General features: G+C 38.0%; 17 protein-coding genes and 1 tRNA gene. 12 read left to right on the forward strand and 6 right to left on the reverse strand.

Going from position 1 to position 22,367, the window contains the following annotated elements; translation table 11 throughout:
* The first annotated feature begins 98 nt into the window (after positions 1-98).
* From M1E96_RS09460 to M1E96_RS09470, 3 genes are read left to right on the forward strand one after another with little or no spacing between them, the layout of a single operon-like run.
* Positions 99-650 carry an NAD(P)H nitroreductase gene (locus M1E96_RS09460; RefSeq protein WP_070928192.1) on the forward strand — a complete coding sequence of 184 codons (552 nt, stop codon included), beginning with the start codon at positions 99-101 and terminating at the stop codon, positions 648-650.
* Positions 651-664: 14 nt separating this feature from the next.
* Positions 665-1,705, forward strand: a complete 1,041-nt coding sequence (gene selD / locus M1E96_RS09465; protein WP_272580094.1) for a selenide, water dikinase SelD — start codon at positions 665-667, stop codon at positions 1,703-1,705.
* Between the two features lie 3 nt (positions 1,706-1,708).
* Positions 1,709-3,640, forward strand: coding sequence for a DNA topoisomerase III (locus M1E96_RS09470; protein ID WP_272580095.1), 1,932 nt, complete (start codon positions 1,709-1,711; stop codon positions 3,638-3,640).
* Between the two features lie 55 nt (positions 3,641-3,695).
* Here M1E96_RS09470 and xthA read toward each other — a convergent pair whose 3' ends face one another.
* Positions 3,696-4,517, reverse strand: coding sequence for an exodeoxyribonuclease III (xthA, locus tag M1E96_RS09475; RefSeq protein WP_319066406.1), 822 nt, complete (start codon positions 4,515-4,517; stop codon positions 3,696-3,698).
* 455 nt (positions 4,518-4,972) lie between these two features.
* On the opposite strand from xthA, the gene M1E96_RS09480 reads away from it, so the two are divergent.
* On the forward strand, positions 4,973-5,848 hold the full coding sequence (locus M1E96_RS09480; RefSeq protein ID WP_070928469.1) for a LysR family transcriptional regulator: 876 nt from the start codon (positions 4,973-4,975) through the stop codon (positions 5,846-5,848).
* A gap of 1 nt (position 5,849) precedes the next feature.
* Here the strand turns inward: M1E96_RS09480 and M1E96_RS09485 are convergent.
* From M1E96_RS09485 to M1E96_RS09495, 3 genes are all read right to left on the reverse strand, one after another.
* A tRNA-Tyr gene (locus M1E96_RS09485) sits at positions 5,850-5,934 on the reverse strand.
* 138 nt (positions 5,935-6,072) lie between these two features.
* A complete protein-coding gene (purU, locus tag M1E96_RS09490; protein WP_070928185.1) occupies positions 6,073-6,921 on the reverse strand; it encodes a formyltetrahydrofolate deformylase in 849 nt (282 codons plus the stop codon).
* Between the two features lie 222 nt (positions 6,922-7,143).
* Complete coding sequence (locus M1E96_RS09495; RefSeq protein ID WP_272580096.1) at positions 7,144-7,623, reverse strand: YchJ family protein; 480 nt, start codon at positions 7,621-7,623, stop codon at positions 7,144-7,146.
* A 130-nt stretch (positions 7,624-7,753) separates the two neighbouring features.
* Here M1E96_RS09495 and rssB point away from each other — a divergent pair, with 130 nt between their 5' ends.
* Positions 7,754-8,764 carry a two-component system response regulator RssB gene (gene rssB / locus M1E96_RS09500; RefSeq protein ID WP_272580097.1) on the forward strand — a complete coding sequence of 337 codons (1,011 nt, stop codon included), beginning with the start codon at positions 7,754-7,756 and terminating at the stop codon, positions 8,762-8,764.
* A 163-nt stretch (positions 8,765-8,927) separates the two neighbouring features.
* Positions 8,928-9,866 (forward strand): UTP--glucose-1-phosphate uridylyltransferase GalU, encoded by a 939-nt coding sequence (gene galU / locus M1E96_RS09505; protein ID WP_070928179.1) that lies wholly within the window; start codon positions 8,928-8,930, stop codon positions 9,864-9,866.
* A 426-nt stretch (positions 9,867-10,292) separates the two neighbouring features.
* Here galU and hns read toward each other — a convergent pair whose 3' ends face one another.
* Entirely contained in the window at positions 10,293-10,703 is a 411-nt protein-coding gene (hns, locus tag M1E96_RS09510; RefSeq protein ID WP_070928177.1) for a histone-like nucleoid-structuring protein H-NS, read from the reverse strand.
* Positions 10,704-11,253: 550 nt separating this feature from the next.
* On the opposite strand from hns, the gene M1E96_RS09515 reads away from it, so the two are divergent.
* Both M1E96_RS09515 and M1E96_RS09520 read left to right on the forward strand, forming a co-directional pair.
* On the forward strand, positions 11,254-11,883 hold the full coding sequence (locus tag M1E96_RS09515; RefSeq protein WP_070928175.1) for a thymidine kinase: 630 nt from the start codon (positions 11,254-11,256) through the stop codon (positions 11,881-11,883).
* A gap of 164 nt (positions 11,884-12,047) precedes the next feature.
* A protein-coding gene (locus tag M1E96_RS09520) for an IS3 family transposase (RefSeq protein WP_319069321.1) occupies positions 12,048-13,258 on the forward strand; the annotation gives its coding sequence in 2 pieces (ribosomal slippage) (positions 12,048-12,396 and positions 12,396-13,258; 1,212 coding nt in all).
* Between the two features lie 37 nt (positions 13,259-13,295).
* Here the strand turns inward: M1E96_RS09520 and adhE are convergent.
* A complete protein-coding gene (gene adhE / locus M1E96_RS09525; RefSeq protein WP_319066137.1) occupies positions 13,296-15,959 on the reverse strand; it encodes a bifunctional acetaldehyde-CoA/alcohol dehydrogenase in 2,664 nt (887 codons plus the stop codon).
* A 620-nt stretch (positions 15,960-16,579) separates the two neighbouring features.
* Here adhE and M1E96_RS09530 point away from each other — a divergent pair.
* From M1E96_RS09530 to oppB, 4 genes are all read left to right on the forward strand, one after another.
* Positions 16,580-17,224, forward strand: a complete 645-nt coding sequence (locus M1E96_RS09530) for a YchE family NAAT transporter (RefSeq protein ID WP_070928169.1) — start codon at positions 16,580-16,582, stop codon at positions 17,222-17,224.
* Positions 17,225-17,900: 676 nt separating this feature from the next.
* Positions 17,901-19,460, forward strand: a complete 1,560-nt coding sequence (locus M1E96_RS09535) for an ABC transporter substrate-binding protein (RefSeq protein ID WP_272580118.1) — start codon at positions 17,901-17,903, stop codon at positions 19,458-19,460.
* A gap of 95 nt (positions 19,461-19,555) precedes the next feature.
* Positions 19,556-21,196 carry an oligopeptide ABC transporter substrate-binding protein OppA gene (gene oppA, locus M1E96_RS09540; RefSeq protein ID WP_070928167.1) on the forward strand — a complete coding sequence of 547 codons (1,641 nt, stop codon included), beginning with the start codon at positions 19,556-19,558 and terminating at the stop codon, positions 21,194-21,196.
* A gap of 238 nt (positions 21,197-21,434) precedes the next feature.
* The gene (gene oppB / locus M1E96_RS09545; RefSeq protein WP_070928163.1) at positions 21,435-22,355 is read left to right on the forward strand and encodes an oligopeptide ABC transporter permease OppB; all 921 of its coding nucleotides are present in this window, start codon (positions 21,435-21,437) and stop codon (positions 22,353-22,355) included.
* Positions 22,356-22,367 lie beyond the last annotated feature (12 nt).

Here is a 22,367-nt window from a genome sequence, read left to right on the forward strand (position 1 = left end):
GCTGCAAACTTTATTAGCACGTGATCATTAAATTAGAGTGATAATGATTGCTTGTTTGAATGACTATCATATCAGTTTACTCTGAATCGGAGATGAATATGGATGCTTTAACCCTTTTATTGAACCGTCGTTCAGCTTCACGGCTAACAACTCCCGCACCACAAGGTGATGAATTGCAGAATATTTTGGCTGCGGGTATGCGTGCACCTGATCATGGCGCATTGCGTCCTTGGCACTTTGTGGTTATGCAAGGTGAAGGGTTAAATCGCTTTAGTCAGTTACTTGAGAAGGCAGCAAAGGAAGGCAAGTTAGGGGCTGAAGTTGAAGAAAAAGCACGTAATGCACCGTTTAGAGCGCCGCTAATTATAACGGTTATCGCAAAAACACAAAATCATCCTAAAGTTCCAGAGTGGGAGCAAATTGTAGCGGCAGGTTGTACTGTACAAGCCATGCAAATGGCAGCAGTCGCACAAGGGTTTGGTGGAATTTGGCGCTCAGGCTCATGGACAGAAGATGAAATTGTCCGTGAGGGTTTAGGATGTGAACCAAACGATCATATTGTGGGCTTCCTTTATTTAGGAACTCCAGAACTAAAAGCGCCAACGAAAGTGCAAATGCCAGACATGCAAAACTTCGTTTCTCACTTTTAATAAGGCCAATTGTTATGGAAAAAATTAGATTAACACAATACAGTCACGGTGCTGGTTGTGGCTGTAAAATTGCGCCAAAAGTGTTAGAGCAAATTTTGCATTCAGAACAAGCTAAATTTCATGATCCACATTTGTTAGTTGGCAATGAAACTAAAGATGATGCTGCTGTTTATGATCTAGGGAACGGTATCGGTATCATTAGTACCACAGATTTCTTTATGCCAATCGTTGATTCACCGTATGAGTTTGGGCGTATTGCCGCAACAAATGCGATCAGTGATATTTTTGCGATGGGCGGTAAACCGATTATGGCTATCGCCATTTTAGGATGGCCAATTGCTAAATTACCCCCTGAGGTTGCCAGAGAGGTGATAGAAGGTGGACGAGCAGCGTGTGCGGATGCTGGAATATCATTGGCAGGTGGACACTCGATTGATGCGCCAGAACCTATTTTTGGACTAGCGGTGACGGGTGTTGTTAATACTGAATATGTGAAAAAAAATAGTGCAGCAACAGCAGGTTGTGAATTATTTTTAACTAAACCGCTAGGTATTGGTGTACTCACAACCGCAGAGAAAAAAGGTGTATTGGCGCAAGAGCATCAGAATTTAGCCGCTGAAACTATGTGCCAGCTGAATAAATTAGGTGCGGTGATTGCACCATTAGCGGGTGTGACAGCGATGACTGATGTCACTGGATTTGGTTTATTGGGACATTTGAGTGAAATTTGCGAAGGTTCTCAAGTACGCGCTGAAATCTATTTCAATCAAGTTCCTAAACTGGCGAATGTAGAACACTATATCGAGACTGGTTGTGTTCCTGGCGGCACTCAGCGTAATTTTGATAGTTATGGGCACCTGATTGGGCCAATGAGTGATGCTCAGCGTAAGCTATTATGTGATCCTCAGACATCGGGTGGGCTATTGATCGCAGTAGAACCTTCTGAAGTAGCTAAAATTAAAGACATTGCACATCAGCAAGGTGTTTTGTTACAGTCTATCGGTAAATTATTACCCCATCGGGACAATGTACCTTTAATTGAAGTGATAGATTAATTCATGCGTTTGTTTATTGCGGAAAAGCCTAGCCTTGCGCGGGCAATTGCGGATGTGCTGCCTAAACCTCACAAAAGGGGGGATGGCTTTATCCAATGTGGTGCTGACCAAATGGTCACATGGTGTATCGGGCACTTGCTTGAGCAAGCGGAGCCTGATGCTTATGAACCTCGATATGCACGCTGGAATTTACAGGATCTTCCTATTATCCCTGAAAAATGGTTGTTAAAACCACGTTCCGCAGTAACTAAACAACTTAAAACCATTGATACCCTTCTCAAACAGGCAACAGAGATCGTACACGCTGGGGACCCTGATAGAGAAGGGCAATTATTGGTAGATGAAGTTCTCGATTTTTTAAACCTTGAAGGTGAAAAAAGAAAGCAAGTTAAACGTTGTTTAATTAATGATCTCAACCCTCAAGCTGTTGAAAGAGCGATCGAACGTTTACGTGAAAACCGCGAATTTATCCCATTATGCGTTTCAGCATTAGCGCGAGCGCGAGCCGATTGGTTGTATGGCATTAATATGACTCGTGCCTATACCTTATTAGGACAACGAGGCGGTTACCAAGGCGTTCTTTCAGTTGGTCGGGTACAAACGCCAGTATTAGGTTTGGTTGTTCGCCGTGATGAAGATATCGAAAATTTTGTACCAAAAGATTATTTTGAAGTACGAGCGCATATCATCACGCCACAAGAAGAGCGTTTTGTAGCGATTTGGCAGCCGAGTGATTCCTGTATTGATTATCAAGATGAAGAAGGGCGTTTGTTTCATCGCCCTCTGGCTGAACATGTGGTATCACGTATTACAGGGAAACCTGCATTTGTTACGCAATATCAAGATAAACGCGAATCTGAAATCGCACCTTTGCCGTTTTCTCTTTCAGCATTACAAATTGAAGCGGCAAAAAAATATGGCTTAAGCGCTCAAGAAGTGCTGGATATTTGTCAGCGTTTATATGAAACCCATAAATTGATTACTTACCCGCGTTCAGATAGCCGCTATTTACCTGATGAACATTTTGCTGGGCGTCATTCTGTTTTGAATGCGATTTCAGTTCATCAACCTGATTTAACGCAATTTGAACTACCTGAATTAGATAAAAAGAACCGTTGTTGGGATGACAAAAAAGTGGATGCACACCATGCGATAATTCCAACGGCAAAAGCGGTTTCAGTAAAGCTTACTGAAAATGAAGCGAATATTTATCAATTAGTTGCTCGTCAATACATTATTCAATTTATGTCGGATGCCGTTTATCGTAAATGTACTATTGAATTGGAAATCGAGAAGGGTAAATTTATTGCTAAAGCACGTTTTTTAGCTGAAGCTGGTTGGAGGGTCGTATTAGGCAATAAAGAACGTGATGCCGAAAATGATGGTACACCGCTCCCTATTGTTGCAAAAGGTGATGAGTTACTTTGTGAAAAAGGTGAAGTGATTGAAAAGCAAACTCAGCCACCAAGGCCTTTTACAGATGCAACATTGTTATCAGCAATGACGGGTATCGCGAGATTTGTTCAAGATAAAGCTTTAAAAAAAGTACTCCGTGAAACAGATGGATTAGGCACTGAGGCGACACGTGCAGGGATTATTGATTTATTGTTTAAGCGTCAGTTTTTATTCAAAAAAGGACGTTATATTCACTCATCACCAGCCGGTAGAGCACTAATTCATGTGCTACCAGATATGGCAACATTACCGGATATGACGGCACATTGGGAATCGATTTTGACGCAAATTAGTGAAAAACAAACTCGTTATGATGATTTTATGAACCCACTTAGTGCGACATTAACTCAATTGATCCATCAAGCTCGCCAGTTTACTAACCTGCGTGCTTTTAGAGAACTCCCCCCTGTGACGAAAAGCAAAGGCGACAAAAAGTCTGCCAAATCAAAGAAAAAGGCTCAGCCAAGTAATAATCAATAGTCACATTTTAAATGATAGGAGGAAAGCAACCTCCTATCGAGTTCCTGCGACTTATTTAGGGAGCAGTTTTGGTTAAATCAAATTCAGCCCAGACAGGGGCGTGATCTGAAGGTTTTTCCATTCCACGAATGTCATAATCTATACCTGTGCCAATGCAATGTTGCGACAGTGCCGCTGAGGCTAATAGCAAGTCTATGCGTAGGCCACGGTTATCATCAAACCCTTTAGAACGATAATCAAACCATGAATAGCAATCATCAACCTCTGGATTCATCGTGCGATAGGTATCGACTAATCCCCAGTTGAGTAGCCTATCCATCCACTCGCGTTCCTCAGGTAAAAACGAACATTTCCCCGTTTTTAACCAGCGTTTACGGTTAACCTCACCAATACCGATATCAAGATCACTTGGGCTAATATTCATATCGCCCATGATCAGTAGTTGCGAATCAGGTGTTTGAGTTGAGGTTATGTAGTTTTGTAGATCTTGATAAAACTTTTGTTTAGCTGGAAATTTTATTGGATGGTCACGGCTTTCACCTTGAGGGAAGTAGCCATTGACGACGGTGAGTAAACCATTACTGGTTTCGATATCAGCCATAATAATTCGACGTTGGGCATCTTCTTCATCAGTAGGAAAACCTTTACGAACTGCAACGGGTTGATTTTTAGTTAATAGTGCAACCCCATAGTGTGCTTTTTGACCGTGATAAAAGACATGATAGCCGAGTTTACTCACCTCATCGTAAGGAAACATGTCATCATGAACCTTGGTTTCCTGAAGACCAATCACTTCTGGCTGATGTTTATCAATGATAGCAGCCAACTGATGTGGACGAGCACGTAGGCCATTAATATTGAACGAGATAAATTTCATGTTTTATCACCTAATAGATTTTTCTGAACTCGTTGATTCTAACAGATGATAGCTAGACTGTAACTATTTAATAACTATTTAACCAGCGATTGAATTATCATAACTGAATATTTACATTTCTAATTATAATATTAATGTTTTATTCCGAAATTTAAATAAGATTATTAGTTATACAATTAATGAAAAATATGTTCATCGATTTCCAATTGGTGATTTATATTTAATGTGATTTAATAGTCGAGCCATAAAAAATAATGAAATGAAACAGTATAATATATTGCTTTGCCATGTTGGAAAATATAAAAATACTTTTATGAAATATTGTTACTCATTCAATGAAAAGTTAAATTAAATTTTTCATCGATATGTCAAATAATGGGCTATTCAACGTATTGTTTTTAATGGTTAATAATGTTGAATCCTGCATGTTTAATAAACAGAATGGGGTCATAGATATGTTCTTTTCAAGAAAATTAGAGGCATTTATGGCGGTGGTTGAAAATGGCTCATTGAGTAAGGCTGCTAGGGTGATGAACCGCACTACGCCACCCATTGCCAAGTCGATTAAAGACTTCGAAACAAGCCTAGGTAAGCGATTATTTAAAAGAGAAAAATTTGGCATGACTTTAACTAAAGATGGCCAAGAGTTATATAATGATTTGCGCGATCTTTACTTGCAGGAGAAGGAAATAACTAAAAAACATTTTACAGGATATATTGTCAATGAAGCTAACATTTATTATGACTGGGGTAAGGAAAACTTTTTAGTTAATCTTTATCAGGCTGCTAATAAAAATAATGTTCAAATTAATATATTGAGATTTAATTATGAGGAAGTCGATGAAATAGTCGACTATGATGGTAATACGGTAATATTAAGTTCTCAACCCGTTATTAGTGAAAGGTTTTCACTGCAAAGAAAAATAGAAAATGCATCATTAGGTGTTTATTGTCGTAGCGAATTATATGATAAGTACCAAAATAATATTATGGAACTATTAAGAAACTGTACATGGTTGTGCGATCCTGCATTTTATAAGAGTAGTTTAATGAGTGAATTACTTGCTAAGACAGAATTGGAAGGTAATAAAGCCAGTATAAGGCAAATGGATAATATTGGTAGCTGCCAAAATTTTCTACAAATTGGTGATTTTATTGGGATTATTGACTACTACCCAGAAAATGATCTTAATGATAAATCACTTAATTATATACCCTTGAATTCGATCATCGATGAGAGTTGTTGTTTTGTCTATAAGTCGAAATCGCACTCAAGTGTGTTGAATCGTTTTACGGATATTATTGATACATTAGGAGGAAATCAATCTTGAATGGTGGTGGGAGAAGGATTCGAACCTTCGAAGTCTGTGACGGCAGATTTACAGTCTGCTCCCTTTGGCCGCTTGGGTATCCCACCAGATTTTGAATTGCTGTGTTCGTTGACAGCGGGCGGCATCATATCAAATGAGGCGCCCCTGTAAAGTATTAATTTTTAAAATTTGTTTGAATGCTGTTTTTTTGCGCTCAGTGCATAGTTAAACAGCAGATATTTGTGTTACAGGATAATAGTCCGGTTTCCGTAAACAAAAACGCGTTGAGCTAATACCCAATAAAGTGCATGACTGAGTACATTTTTTTCTACATCTCGGCCTGCTCGCATCATGTCGTCAGCAGTAAAGGTATGGTCAACATTAATGACGTTTTGCGTAATAATTGGGCCTTCATCAAGATTGTCATTAACAAAGTGCGCTGTTGCACCAATAATTTTAACGCCCCGTTCATATGCTTGGTGGTATGGACGGGCACCAATGAAAGCAGGTAAAAATGAATGATGGATATTAATAATTTGGTTTGGATAATGCTGTACAAACGCAGGCGTTAATACACGCATATATTTAGCAAGAACAACATAATCAGGTTGATACTGGTCGATTTGTGCTGTCATTTTTTCATCATGCTGCTCGCGTGTCAGGCCTTCATGGCTAATATGATGAAAAGGAATGCCAAATTGTTCGACTAAATGTTTGAGGGTATCATGATTACCGATAACGGCAGCGATTTCGACATCTAAGCCATCATAAGTACTTTTCATTAGAAGGTCACCTAAGCAATGTGCTTCTTTGGTTACCATTATCACGATACGGCGGCGGCCTGATGAATTTAATTCACGTTTAGAGCCTGCTGGGAGTGCATCATCAAGATCTGCAAGCAAAGTTTCATCGTTAAATATTCCTTCGAGTTCGGTTCTCATAAAAAAACGACCCGTACGATGATCAACAAATTCATTATTTTGCACGATATTCAATTGGTGTTTGTAACAAATATTGGTGATTTTTGCGATAAGTCCTTTCGCATCAGGGCAAATAGTGCGAAGGATCTTTTTTTGTACATTTTTTTGTTGCATGGGGCTGTCTAATCCTTAACTGACAATGCCTATACTGATACTCGTCACACTTCAAGTTGCAGCACTTTTCATTGAGGTATGGTGACTACGCTTATTCACAGGCTGCGTAGTTACACCTTGAATTATAGAGTATAGCGCGCATCAAACAGTGATTTGAATGATATCAATGTATAGGTAATCAATATACTGTGCATTTCCGTTATCATGGGTAAAACATAACCATTAATCATTGTTACAGCATTTTTTAAATTTATTGCCGGAACCACATGGACATAGATCATTACGGCTTGTTTTAGGGGTAATGCCATCTATGTAATACCAACGTTTTTCTATGCGAAGAAAACGGGAACGCTCATGAATAAGCTGCTTATGATCGGCTTTTTCATCAATAAAGCAAGTTGAAAATTGCACATAGCCTTCATCGGGATTTTTAGCATAAGAAGAACTAATAACACGAAGTGGTAACCATTTGGTTTGAGTAAAACTTTGTAGAATATCATTTCGCCATTCATTTGCGTGACACTCAGGGTGCCATGTGGCAATAAGGTAATCGGCATCATGTACTACATAGGCGGTATAACGGGAACGCATTAGCTGCTCAGGCGTTTCAGGAATAGCTTGATTGTCGAGATAAGGTTGACAGCAGTGGCTGAAAGGTACTTGATTACCACAAAAACAGGGGGTTTCTTGATGATGATCCATCTTTTTCTCTATAAAAATAAATATAAGGTATAAAAATAACTATACTTTAAAAATGAAAGTACAATGATTTTGTCATATGAATAATAGTATTGGTAGCAAATAACCGATTACAGCAAGAAGTAGGTTACTTATGAAAAATAAAAAGATACTCATAGTTGAAGATGAAAAAATTTTTCGTTCAATCTTAGAAGGGTACTTAGAGGCACAGGGAATGCAAGTTTATGTGGCGGATAATGGTGAAAATGCGTTAGACCGACTCATTACAGAACACTTAACACCTGATGTCATTTTGTGTGATCTCAACATGCCCGTTATGAATGGTGAATCCTTTATGGCTGAATTGGTGGCAAGAAACATTGAGATCCCAGTTATTGTTATTTCTGCAACTACCGACTTTACACAGTTAGATCGTATGTTGAGGTTGGGGGCAAAAGATGCCTTACTTAAACCTATTAAAAATTTAGATGAGTTAAAGGGAACTATCTACGCTAATCTTTACCCTGAACAGCACAATGCGGACATTGTGAGTCATATCCAGAACAAAGATATTTCATCTTTTGTTGGTGAAGATAATCACGATATCACACCGGTATTAAAACAATTGCAACCTCCAGTTAATCAGGTGATCAATGGTTATCGAATCAACTATCGTCAGTTGAATGAAGTTAATCGTTTCGGCTTACTTCTTGATTTAGCACCAATATCAGAGACACAGATTGGGTTTTATTGTCTTGATATAGAGCGTTCACCACAAGAAGGGATTATGGCGGCTTTTTTGATCCGTGTCGTGTTTAATGATTTGCTAAAAAATGCCGTTAATTTTCCAGATAAAAAATTACCCAATATTGATAGAATTATTAACCAGATAAATTATTTATTAGAAGATTCTGGTTTTAGTGGCCAATTTCCCATTTTGCTTGGCTACTTTAATACACGGAATAAAGCGATTATATTAGCGAGTGCAGGCTTGGAAGCGGAGGTTGCGACCGAAAATGCACAATATAGTTTATCCCGTAGTGTACCGCTTGGAACATTGAAACATCAGCCTTCAAATCATCTGGATGTTCGAGGCAATTTTTGGCAATGCCGTATTTGGAATGGACATCAAAACATTAAGTTAATGTTTAATCCTGAAACTTAAGTTTTGTTTAAATTTACCCCATTAAATTGCATTAATAGCCTTAATTAAGCCATTGTACTATTTATCGATAAATTATTCCTGCTATACTTCCCCGCACTAAAAACGCACCTTTATTAATGTTTACTCTATATACGGATTAGGTGCCTAGGAGAATTCTGGAGTTATGACTAAAATGGCAAATAAAAAGGTACGCAAAGCGGTTATTCCTGTTGCAGGTTTAGGAACGCGTATGCTTCCTGCAACTAAAGCTATTCCGAAAGAAATGCTACCACTGGTGGATAAGCCACTAATACAGTATGTCGTTAATGAGTGTATTGCGGCTGGGATTAATGAAATCGTCTTAGTGACCCACTCATCAAAAAACTCAATTGAGAACCACTTTGATACCAGTTTTGAACTCGAAGCAATCTTAGAAGCTCGTGTTAAACGTCAATTACTGGATGAGGTGCAATCTATTTGTCCAAGCCATGTAACAATCATGCAAACACGTCAAGGGATTGCTAAAGGGTTAGGGCATGCTATTTTATGCGCAAAGCCTCTGGTTGGTAATGAGCCATTTGCGGTAATTTTACCTGATGTTATTTTAGATCGTTATAGTACCGATTTAACAAAATTTAATTTGAGTGAAATGCTTGAGCATTTTGAAGAGACTGGGGCGAGTCAAATACTTGTAGAACCTGTTCCAGAAGATGACGTTTCAAATTACGGTATTGTTGACTGTAATGGTGATACATTATTACCTGGTGAGAGTAAACCTATCTTACGTATGGTTGAAAAGCCTAAAAAAGAAGAAGCGCCATCAAATCTTTCTATTGTTGGTCGTTATGTATTATCTGAAAAAATTTGGGATGCATTAGCAAAAACAGCACCAGGTGCTGGCGATGAAATTCAATTAACAGACGCTATTGCCATTATGATGGAAAATAATGAGTCAGTAGAAGCCTATCACCTACGTGGTAAGAGCCATGATTGTGGTAACAAATTAGGCTACATGAAAGCATTTGTCGAATATGGTTTACAGCACGATACATTAGGTAAGGATTTTTCTGAATGGATTGCTAATTTATCGACAAAATTAAGTAAGCCTACTAATTCCAAGTAAAGTGATTTTTTCTTGTGGTAGTTAATAAAAGCTGACTTTTGAAGTTGGCTTTTTTTTTAACATTTGGGTGTCTTTAAATGTTGTTTAGTGACTAATGTAAATTATAGCTTGATATTATTTACATATTTATCTATGAAATAGGTTGTTTTTTTATAGCTAAAACATACATTAATTATGCAATCAGGCACTTGAGAACCTAATGTGAAATTACATAACTTTACTTTTTTTAATTAGATTAAAAACAAATTATGATAGATGAATTGGCATCTAAAGTAATATCTTCGCGTGTTGACGAGTATGAAATATTTGGTCATAGACCTATTTAATGAGTGAAATATTAATTATTCAATGAGTAATAGCTAGGCTAAAATGGTGGATAAAAAAAACACCCTATATAAGGGTGTTTTATGAATAAGTATAAGGTTCTTAGATTAAGAAATCGTCTAAAGATTTACCTTGTTCTTCAATGGCCAATTTGATAACTGCTGGGGTACGACCCTGACCAGTCCAAGTTTTAGTTTCGCCATTTTCATCAACATATTTATATTTAGCAGGACGTGCAGCACGTTTAGCACGAGTGCCAGTGCCTTTACCTGAATCCATAGTTTGTAGCAGCTCGTTTAGATCAACGCCTTGTTCCAGAATCATTTCACGAACTTTTTCCAGTTTACGGGTACGTTCTTCTTGTTCTGCACGAACTAGGCTTTCTTCTTCACGACGTTCTTCAACAACGACAGTTAATTTTTCCAGCATTTCTTCTAGTGATTCTAAAGCAATTTCTCTTGCTTGAGCTCGAAGAGTACGGATGTTATTTAATGCTTTTAAAGATTCGCTCATTTTCCTGGTCTCAAATTTAATTGTTGGCCTGTGTACACTAATAATAGAATGCTATTTTATTTTCTGCAATAGCTAATTTACACTATTAGTTTAAAAGTTATCTTTACCAAAAGCAATTTTTTTACAAAAGAAATATTAACTTTTAACTGATATATATATACCAGTATTATCAATATCCAAACTAATGAAAAAAACAGATTCAATTAGCATCAATTTTACGGGTTTAATTCGGTATGCCTAGTGGTAAACAGTAGGGTGTTATTAGCAGAAAAGTATCAAATAAGAGAGTCTAAACGTAAATTTTCTTTTTTTGATACAGCTAATTAGCTATATGTTTGAAGTAATAAAGCTATATTTTGTAAAAGATAATCGGTTATTTCACCCGTTATAGGAGCGAAAGCAGCAGAGTATCGGTATAAAATCTTATTGTTCTATAGTGGTCAGCGTTATTACTTTCATCATTTTAAGTGTCAACTGATGATGATTGTTAATCTAATAACATGTTTTATGGTAAAATTATCCTGTTTATTAATTTAGAGGAACTAGGCTGATGGCTCAGCTATATTTTTACTATTCAGCAATGAATGCAGGAAAATCGACGTCTTTGCTACAATCTTCTTATAACTATAATGAGCGTGGTATGCGTACGTTGATCTTTACGGCGGAAATCGATAATCGCTTTGCGCTGGGTAAGGTTTCATCGCGAATTGGTTTATCTGCGGAAGCGCTTTTATTTTCGCCTATAACAAATATGGCAGAGATCATTAAAAGTGAGAATTGCACACAAAAAGTACATTGTGTTTTAATTGATGAGTGTCAATTTTTAACGAAACAGCAAGTTGAGCAACTCTGCGATATTGTGGATAACTTGGATATACCGGTTTTATGTTATGGGTTAAGAACTGACTTTTTGGGCGAATTGTTTATTGGTAGCCAATATTTATTAGCTTGGGCTGATAAATTAGTTGAATTAAAAACGGTATGTTATTGCGGCCGTAAGGCAAATAAAGTGTTAAGAGTTGGGAGTGATGGTATTCCTATGTATGAAGGTGCACAGGTTGATATAGGGGGTAATGAAAAATATATCTCTGTTTGCCGTAAGCATCATACAGAAGCAATTGAACAAGCAAAACTCATGAATGAGGGTGTGATACCTAAAAAACCAATTAACTTTAACTAATTGAGTTGAATGATTAATCTTAAATTATTTAACAATTATTCGTATGGGATTAAGTGTTTTTTAAACCAAAATAAAAGGCACTGAGCTAATCAGTGCCTTTTATATTATTACTGACCGGTCCTAAATAAAGTTGACACTTTTCCAATCTAAAATTGGAGAGTGTAATGAAACCAATAGGTAAACGAACTCAACGTGATTATTCTCTTGCCTTTAAACTGGCGGTTGTTGACCAAGTAGAAAAAGGCGAGCTCACCTATAAACAAGCTCAATATCGATATGGCATACAGGGGCGTTCAACTGTTTTGGTTTGGTTACGTAAGCATGGTAGATTAGATTGGTCGGAAGGTACGCCCAATACTCTTTATAAAGGTGCTGCTATGAACCAAACCTCGGAGCAACAAACACCTGAACAACGCATTAAAGCCCTTGAAAAAGAGCTTGAGGAGATGCAGCTCAAAGCTGATTTTTTTGAGGCGGTTGTCAAAGTGATGGATAGGGATTTTGGAGTTCGCCTCTCAAAAAAGCGCAAAGCCGAGTTATTAAGGAAAAAACGGTTGAAAAACTCACCGTAACCAAAGCTTGTCGTTTTATGAAAATCACTCGGCAAGCCTATTACAAACGTCAAGATACGTCTGATAAGCGGAAAAAATTAGATGCAATTATTGTTTGTGCTGTGAAATCTGAGCGAACAGTTCACCCTAGGCTTGGGGTGAGAAAATTACACTTTCTTTTGAAACAAAAACAATTAATTATTGGTCGTGACCGATTATTTTCTTTGTTGAGAGAACATCGCTTATTAGTGCCTAATAAGCGGTCATATCATCGAACAACATTGAGTCATCATCGATTTCATCGACATCCAAATTTAATTAAATCAGGGTTTATCCCTTCACAACCGGAGCAACTGTGGGTTGCTGATATTACGTATTTATCCACACACGAAGGAGATACTTATTTAAGTCTGATCACCGATGCTTATTCGCGAAAAATAGTGGGTTATCATCTTGATGACAATATGAAAACAAAAGCCGTCAAGAAATCATTTGTACAAGCATTAAAAAAACGAAGTTCAACCACGACCTTGATCCATCATTCAGATCGAGGCTTACAATACTGTTCGTCGGAATATCAGGAAATCCATAAAAAACATAATATTCAATGTTCTATGACGGATGGCTATGACTGTTATCAAAATGCATTAGCAGAGCGAGTCAATGGGATATTAAAAATGGAATATTTGTTAATAAAGCCGAGAAATTTAGAACAGGCTAGGAGGTTGGTTGAAGAATCAATACAGATTTATAATGAAAGGCGACCTCATTTATCATTAAACTATAAAACGCCCGATGAGGTTCATCGAGCATTTTATACCTGAAAAGTTGTCAACCTATATCAGGACTAGTCATACTTAATTATTTCTTTGTGCTTTTTTTCTCGGCTTTTGCTGTAGCCAGTGCTGCTATAGTTTGTTCGCTAAACTCGCGGCCATAATAAGAATCTAACAACAGTTGTTTGAGCTCTGATATTAATGGGTAGCGAGGGTTAGCACCAGTACATTGGTCATCAAATGCGTCTTCAGAAAGCTTATCGACATGAGCTAAGAAATCCGCTTCAGGTACACCCGTTTCACGTATTGATTTAGGAATACCTAAATCTGCTTTTATTTCTTCAAGCCAAGCTAATAATTTTTCAATTTTTACATCAGTGCGATCACCGGCTTTAGTCAAACCTAGGTGGTCAGCAACTTCTGCATAGCGACGACGAGCTTGTGGGCGATCATATTGGCTAAAGGCTGTTTGTTTAGTTGGATTATCGTTAGCGTTATAACGGATAACATTACTAATCAATAGGGCGTTTGCTAAACCATGTGGAATATGGAACTCAGAACCAAGTTTATGCGCCATTGAGTGGCATACACCTAAAAATGCGTTAGCAAATGCAATACCTGCAATTGTTGCCGCGTTATGAACTCGTTCCCTTGCTACTGGGTTTTTAGCGCCTTCATGGTAACTTGCTGGTAAGTACTCTTTTAATAGATTGAGTGCTTGCAATGCTTGCCCATCGGAATATTCGTTTGCAAGAACAGAAACATAAGCTTCTAAAGCGTGGGTAACCGCATCCAAACCACCAAAAGCAGTCAATGATTTAGGCATATGCATCACCAAGTTAGCATCGACAATCGCCATATTTGGGGTTAGTGCGTAGTCAGCTAATGGGTATTTTTGGCCCGTTTTATCATCTGTCACAACAGCAAATGGCGTCACTTCAGAACCCGTACCCGATGTTGTAGTAATAGCGACTAATTTAGCCTTCACACCCATTTTAGGGAAACGATGGATACGTTTACGAATATCCATAAAGCGGAGTGCAAGTTCTTCAAAGTGGGTTTCAGGGTGCTCATACATCACCCACATGATTTTTGCTGCGTCCATAGGTGAACCACCACCTAATGCAATAATAACATCAGGTTTGAAGGCATTCATTTGTGCGGCACCTTTACGCACTACGCTGAGTGTTGGATCTGCTTCAACTTCAAAGAACACATCCGTTTCTATATGGTGTTGTTTTAGAACGTTGATGACTTCATCAACATAGCCATTATTGAATAAATAGCCATCCGTGACAATAAATGCACGTTTTGCACCGTCAGTCGCAATTTCTTCAAGTGCAATTGGAAGACAACCACGGCGGAAATAAATGGAGTTAGGAAGTTTATGCCATAACATATTTTCAGCTCTTTTCGCCACAGTCTTAGTATTGATTAAATGTTTTGGTCCTACGTTTTCTGAGATTGAGTTACCACCCCAAGAACCACAACCTAATGTGAGAGAAGGCGCTAATTTAAAGTTATATAAATCACCGATACCACCTTGTGAAGCTGGGGTATTGATTAAGATACGTGCTGTTTTCATTTTCACGCCGAAGTAGTTAACGCGAGCTGTCTGATTATCTTGATCTGTATATAAACAAGAGGTATGACCAATACCACCCATTTCAACCAGCAGTTCAGCTTTTTCTACGGCTTCTTCAAAGTTTTTAGCGCGATACATCGCCAGTAACGGGGACAGTTTTTCATGAGCAAATGGCTCAGAGTCGTCGATAACTTTGACTTCACCGATCAGGATCTTAGTCGTTTCAGGTACAGAAATTCCGGCCATTTCAGCAATTTTATATGCCGGTTGCCCAACAATAGCAGCATTGAGACTGCCATTTTTCAAAATAACTTCTTGAACTGCTTTTAACTCTTTGCCTTGCAGAATATAGCCACCATGGCTAGAAAAACGCTCGCGTACTTGGTTATAAATTTCATCTACCACAACGACCGATTGTTCAGAAGCACAGATCACACCGTTGTCGAATGTTTTTGACATTAGAATTGAAGCGACAGCACGTTTGATGTCAGCCGTTTCATCAATAACAACCGGTGTATTACCTGCACCAACACCAATTGCTGGTTTACCTGAACTGTAGGCAGCTTTTACCATGCCAGGCCCACCTGTTGCCAAGATCAAATTAATGTCATCGTGATGCATAAGAGCATTGGATAACTCAACGGAAGGGGCATCAATCCAGCCAATAATATCTTTTGGTGCACCCGCTTCAATCGCTGCTTTTAATACAATCTCAGCGGCTTTGTTGGTTGCATTTTTTGCGCGAGGGTGTGGGGAAAAAATGATCGCATTACGCGTTTTTAAACTAATTAGTGATTTAAAAATAGCGGTTGAAGTTGGGTTGGTTGTTGGCACAATACCACAGATAATACCGATAGGTTCAGCGATAGTAATTGTGCCAAACGTTGGGTCTTCAGAAAGCACACCACAGGTTTTTTCATCTTTATAGGCATTGTAGATATATTCTGAAGCAAAGTGGTTTTTAATCACTTTATCTTCCACAATACCCATTCCTGATTCTTCAACGGCAAGCTTGGCTAGAGGGATACGAGCATCTGCTGCGGCAAGCGCTGCGGCGCGGAAAATACGGTCAACTTGCTCCTGAGAGAAGTTAGCAAATTCACGCTGAGCTTTTTTGACACGAGCAACGAGGTCATTGAGTTCGGTAACATTAGTTACTGACATAGAGATTACTCCTGATAAATGTTAAACTTTTTAAGCCAATGAGCAGTGCATCCGAAACAACACAACAAAATTTAGTAGATAATTATAGTTTATATTTATTATTCTATTCTGTTTATCCGCTTATTGGCTTAAAAAGCTTTAAAATCAATGCGAAAAACTTATTTCCCTTAAATCAACTCTCTCTATCAGTTAAGAATAGATTAACATTATTTAGGTTTATTGATGTGATCTAAATCACAAAAACCCAAAGCTGACTCCTTTCAGCAAGCCAAATTTGGCTTTTATTCCTGATTATCTAAAATTGACCTAACACTAAACTATTTTATTAATCGTTTAGATAAAAAACACTTTTAAAGTAAATTTGGCTTAAGTGAACAGATTTAATAAGTAAAATAGTGTCTAGTGAAATGTATTTCCTGTATTTAATGATAAACTATAATAGTCGCACTAAAAATAATTCGAGGCACAACTAAATGGTTAGTGCTAGAGCTTTATGGCTATTAAAATATGGCGATTAGCGTGAATAGATAGTGTTGTCATTCATCGCCAAGTGGTGTTTTGAAGAATGGCGAGTGTGTATTTTGCTTCTCAAATGAGATCCTTGATTAAGGTGTGAGTGTGTGGGTGCAGGATTACTTGATTTATCAGGCTATATAAAGTTTTTTATCGGTTTATTTGCGTTAGTAAACCCAGTCGGGATCTTGCCTGTGTTTATTAGTATGACTAATTACCAAAGCAGTGCAGGGCGTAATAAAACAAATACGATAGCAAATACCTCAGTGGCTATCATTTTATGTACATCTTTATTGATCGGTGACTCAATTCTCCAATTATTTGGCATTTCCATTGATTCCTTTCGTATCGCTGGGGGGATATTGATTGTGACTATTGCCATGTCAATGATCAGTGGAAAAATTGGTGAAGATAAACAGAATAAACAAGAAAAAACAGAAACAGCAGTACGAGACAGTATTGGTGTTGTTCCTTTAGCACTGCCTTTGATGGCGGGCCCAGGGGCTATCAGTTCTTGTATTGTTTGGTCATCACGCTGGAATGGTTGGCAGAATTTTGTCGGATTAGCGCTAACCAGTATTGTGTTTGCATTTTGTTGTTGGCTATTGTTCCGTTCGGCATCTTTGCTCGTCCGTTATTTAGGGCAAACAGGGATTAACGTTGTGACACGTATTATGGGATTACTTTTGATGTCCTTGGGAATTGAGTTTATTGTCACAGGCGTTAAAGCGATATTTCCCGGCCTGCTATAACATCTCTCATCATAATATGAATAATTTAATCTAATTAACTATCGCCTAGGTGATGGTTAATTAGAACTATTCTATATTAGTAATAGTATTCCGACTAAACACGACCTACTAAAAAAAATCAGTTTATTTCTTTTCTTATAAATTAAATCAATAAACTAGCAATATAGTTTTAACCGATAATAGTCACAAAAATAAAATAGGTTGCGCGCATTAATATGCTGTTATTTTGTACTGCTAATGATCGCGGTTGATTATAATAATATGCCGCATTTTTTGTCAAAGAAGGCATAAAAAGTAAGGAAATGTGAGCTGAGTAAATTTTTACGCTATTTAATTTACGCAATGTTAATGATATGTTTAAACAGACACTAGCTTACTAAATTGGCCCATAACAGATAAATCCACTACTTGACGAGGTGTGAGACTTTTTGTTTGCTTTAATTGAGCTAAAGTCCGTATGTGATGTTAATGGCTTGTAACGTATTATGACCCCTAATTTTGAATTATCAAAACTAATCTTAAAAGAGGAAGGTATGCTCCTAAGTTAGGCGCCTACCACAATGTAAAATAATAAATCGGATGTTGAATTTTGCTGTAACAACACCAATAAATGTCGAGGGTGATAATGAATTTTCTTAAAAAGAGTTTGTGTTCACTGCCTATTTTTTTTATTGCAATGCAGGCTTACAGCAAACCGGTAGCATCAGAAACTAAACAAGTTATTACAATTAATAATGGCTCTGAGGTGGCGTCACTGGATCCTCATAAAGTCGAAGGCTCTCCAGAGTCGAGCATTATTATGAATTTGCTTGAAGGGTTGGTTTACACGGATGTTGATGGAAAAGTAACCCCTGGCGTTGCTGAGAGTTGGTCAAATGATCACTATAAAACATGGATATTCACACTTCGTGATGGTGTCAAATGGAGTGATGGCACACCAGTAACAGCTCAAGATTTTGTTTATAGTTGGCAGCGATTAGCAGATCCTAAAACGGGGTCACCCTATACGAGTTACTTGCAAAGTGCCTATATTGAAAATGCAGCAGAAATTTTAAAAGGCGAAAAGCCCATTGAGACACTTGGTGTCAAAGCACTTGATGATAAACATCTACAAGTCACATTGAGTCATCCAGTTCCTTATTTTATTGATATGCTCAGCCATACACCAATGAAACCGGTCAATAAAAAAGCGATTGAGAAATATGGTGATAAATGGACTCAGCCTAATAATTTTATTGGTAACGGTGCATATTTATTAGATAAATGGATAGTTAATGAACGCATTGTTCTGAAGCGTAACCCACAGTATTGGGATAATCAAAACACTCAAATTGATGAAGCAATTTTTTTAGCCATTTCATCGGAAGTCAGTGATGTTAATCGATATCGCAGTGGTGAAATCAATATTAGTAACTCAGCCATTCCACCAGTAATTTATAAAAAAATGCAAACTGAACGGCCAAATGAATTATACGTTCGTCCTTATCTATGCACTTTTTATTATGAAATTAATAACAACAAGCCACCATTTACTGATCCAAGGGTACGTGAGGCACTTAAACTTGGGTTAGATAGAAAAACCATTACCGATAAAATCATGGCGCAAGGTCAAATCGTCGCATATGGATTCACTCCAACATTTATTAACAATGGAGATTTTTCGCCACCAGAGTGGGCGACATGGAGTGATGAAAAACGTTATCAGAAGGCTAAAGAGCTTCTTGCGGATGCAGGCTATAGCCAAGCTAATCCTCTTAAATTCTCACTGCTTTACAACACATCTGATCAAAATAAACAGCAAGCGATCGTAGCCGCTTCAATGTGGAAGAAAAACATTGGAGCAGAAGTAGAACTGCAAAATCAAGAGTGGAAAACCTCATTACAAAGCCGCCACGATGGAAATTATGATGTGGCACGTGCGACGTGGTGCGCGGATTACAATGAACCTTCTGCATTTTTAAATATGATGCTTTCAGATAGTAGTAATAACACCACATTCTATAAAAGCGCACAATTTGATTCCCTGTTAGAGAAAGCATTGATTGCACCGAATGATGAGTCACGGAAACAAATTTATCAGCAAGCGGAAGCACTGCTTGATCATGATTCAACGATTATTCCTGTTTATTACCGAGTCAGTGTTCGCTTAGTTAATCCATCAGTTGGAGGATTTAAAGGAAAAGACCCTCTTGATTATATGGATGTTAAGCGGTTATATATAAATCAATCTAATTAATATTTATTAAATAATTACAAAAACAGTTTACCGAGTTGGTAAGCATCACAATCAACAACATAACAATTAAGTATGGTATGGGAGTAACGGATAAGATGAGTAAACAAATTCATAAAACCATGGTTGCATTAGGCGTTGCTACTGGCTTAATGGCAACAGGGATCACTAGCAGTTTTGCAGCAACCGTTCCAGCAGGTGTTGAGCTTGCAGAAAAGCAAGTCATGGTGCGCAATAATGGCTCAGAGCCACAATCTCTTGACCCTCATAAAATCGAAGGGGTTCCTGAATCTGCGCTGGCACGTGATCTGTTTGAAGGGTTAACCATTGTTGGGCCAAATGGAGAAATTTTACCGGGCTCGGCAGTGAGTTGGGATAATAAAGACTTCAAAGAGTGGACATTTAAAATTCGTGATGATGCTAAGTGGTCAAATGGTGATCCGGTCACCGCTCATGATTTTGTCTATAGTTTCCAACGTATAGTTGATCCAGATACTGCCTCTCCATATGCAAGTTACCTCCAATATGCACATATCAATAATGTTGATGACATTATTACCGGTAAGAAAAAACCTTCGGAGCTGGGAGTTAAAGCATTAGACGACCATACGCTAGTGCTTGAACTTAGCGAGGCCGTTCCTTATATCCCTAAATTATTAATCCACTCCTCAATGTCGCCAGTAAATAAAAAAGTGATTGAAAAATATGGTGCTAAGTGGACACAACCACAAAACTTTGTTGGTAATGGTGCTTATAAACTAAAAGACTGGACTGTTAACGAACGTATTGTATTAGAGCGCAGTCCTACTTATTGGGATAACCAAAATACAATTATTGATCAGGTTACGTTCTTACCTATTTCATCTGAAGTTACCGATGTTAATCGCTATCGTAGCGGCGAAATCGATATGACTTATAGTAACTTACCTATCGAACAGTTTAAAACGTTGCAGCAAAATATGCCAAATGAGCTGCGTGTTAACCCATATTTATGTATTTATTACTATGAAATAAATAACGAAAAACCACCATTCAATGATCCACGTGTCAGAGAAGCACTAAAATTATCAATGGATAGAGATGTGATCACCTATAAGGTGAAAGCGCAAGGTGATATTCCTGCCTACGGTTTTACACCACCATTTACTAGTGGCATGAAAACTGAAAAGCCAGATTGGTATGCAAATATGACACAAGAGCAACGTAACGAAAAAGCTAAACAGTTGCTTGAAGAGGCTGGCTATAATAAATCTAATCCATTGAAGTTTAATTTGTTATATAACACATCTGACCTGCATAAACGTATTGCTATTGCGGCATCTTCTATGTGGAAGAAAAATATTGGTGCAGAAGTTAAATTAGAAAACCAAGAGTGGAAAACATTTTTAGATAGTCGTCATCAAGGCGCTTATGATGTTGCTCGTGCAGGCTGGTGTGCTGACTATAATGAACCTTCTTCTTTCCTCAATATGTTACTTTCTAACAGCAGTAATAATACTGTTCACTATAAAAATAAAGATTTTGATGCGGCGATGAAGCAGACGCTAAAAGTGCAGACAGATGAAGAGCGTGCTGAGTTATATGGCCAAGCAGAGAAAATTCTTGATAAGGATTCAGCGGTTGTACCACTTTACTACTATGTGAATACACGTTTAGTTAAACCGTATGTAGGTGGCTATACCGGAAAAGACCCATTAGATAACCTACACACTAAAGACCTTTATATTATCAAGCACTAATAACAGTCCGGCTCTACGGAGCCGGATAACGACTACTGACAAACTATCATGTTTGGCGGCAGTCGTTAGGGGGTTCTGAAATAAACGAGGAAAATCAATTTATTGATTTTCGGCTGATAACACGAAGCGGGAAAAATCACGCTTTTATCCCGCTTCGTCAGCAACCTCAGTCCGGCTCTACGGAGCCGGACACTAATATGATTATTGGTCCGACTAAGCAACAAAGTAGGAAAGGGCAATGTTAAAATTTATTTTACGTCGTTTACTTGAAGCGATTCCGACACTTTTTATTCTTATTACTATTTCATTTTTTATGATGCGGTTAGCACCAGGAAGTCCATTTACTGGGGAGCGTAAACTACCACCGGAGGTAATGGCAAATATTGAAGCCAAATACCACTTAAATGACCCAATGTATAAACAATATTTTAGTTACCTAGTGCAGTTATCAAAAGGCGACTTTGGCCCTTCATTTAAATATAAAGATTACAGCGTTAACGACCTTGTCGCGAAAGCCTTTCCAGTATCGGCAAAACTAGGTGCAACGGCATTCATTGTGGCAGTATTTTTTGGTGTATCAGCAGGGGTTATTGCAGCCCTAAATCAAAATAGTAAATGGGATTTTACAGTCATGGGATTCGCCATGACGGGGGTTGTCATCCCAAGCTTTGTAGTGGCACCGCTATTAGTGCTAATTTTTGCTATTCATTTGAAGTGGCTCCCCGGTGGTGGCTGGGATGGTGGAAACATCAAACATATGATTTTACCTATGGTTGCCCTGTCGCTTGCTTATATTGCGAGCATCTCACGTATTACCCGTGGTTCAATGATTGAAATTATGCATTCGAACTTTATTCGAACAGCTCGGGCTAAGGGATTACCATTAAAAACCATTATTTTACGTCATGCGTTGAAACCTGCGTTACTCCCCGTGCTCTCTTATATGGGGCCCGCTTTTGTTGGGATCATTACGGGGTCAATGGTGATTGAAACAATATTTGGTTTACCAGGAATAGGGCAACTCTTCGTTAATGGGGCTCTGAATCGTGATTATTCATTAGTATTGAGCTTGACCATTTTAGTGGGGGTATTAACCATTGCCTTTAATGCGATTGTTGATGTGTTATATGCCGTTATCGACCCTAAAATTCGCTATTAATCTGGAGAAGAC

Source organism: Providencia sp. PROV236, assembly GCF_033676985.1.
GTDB lineage: Bacteria > Pseudomonadota > Gammaproteobacteria > Enterobacterales > Enterobacteriaceae > Providencia > Providencia manganoxydans.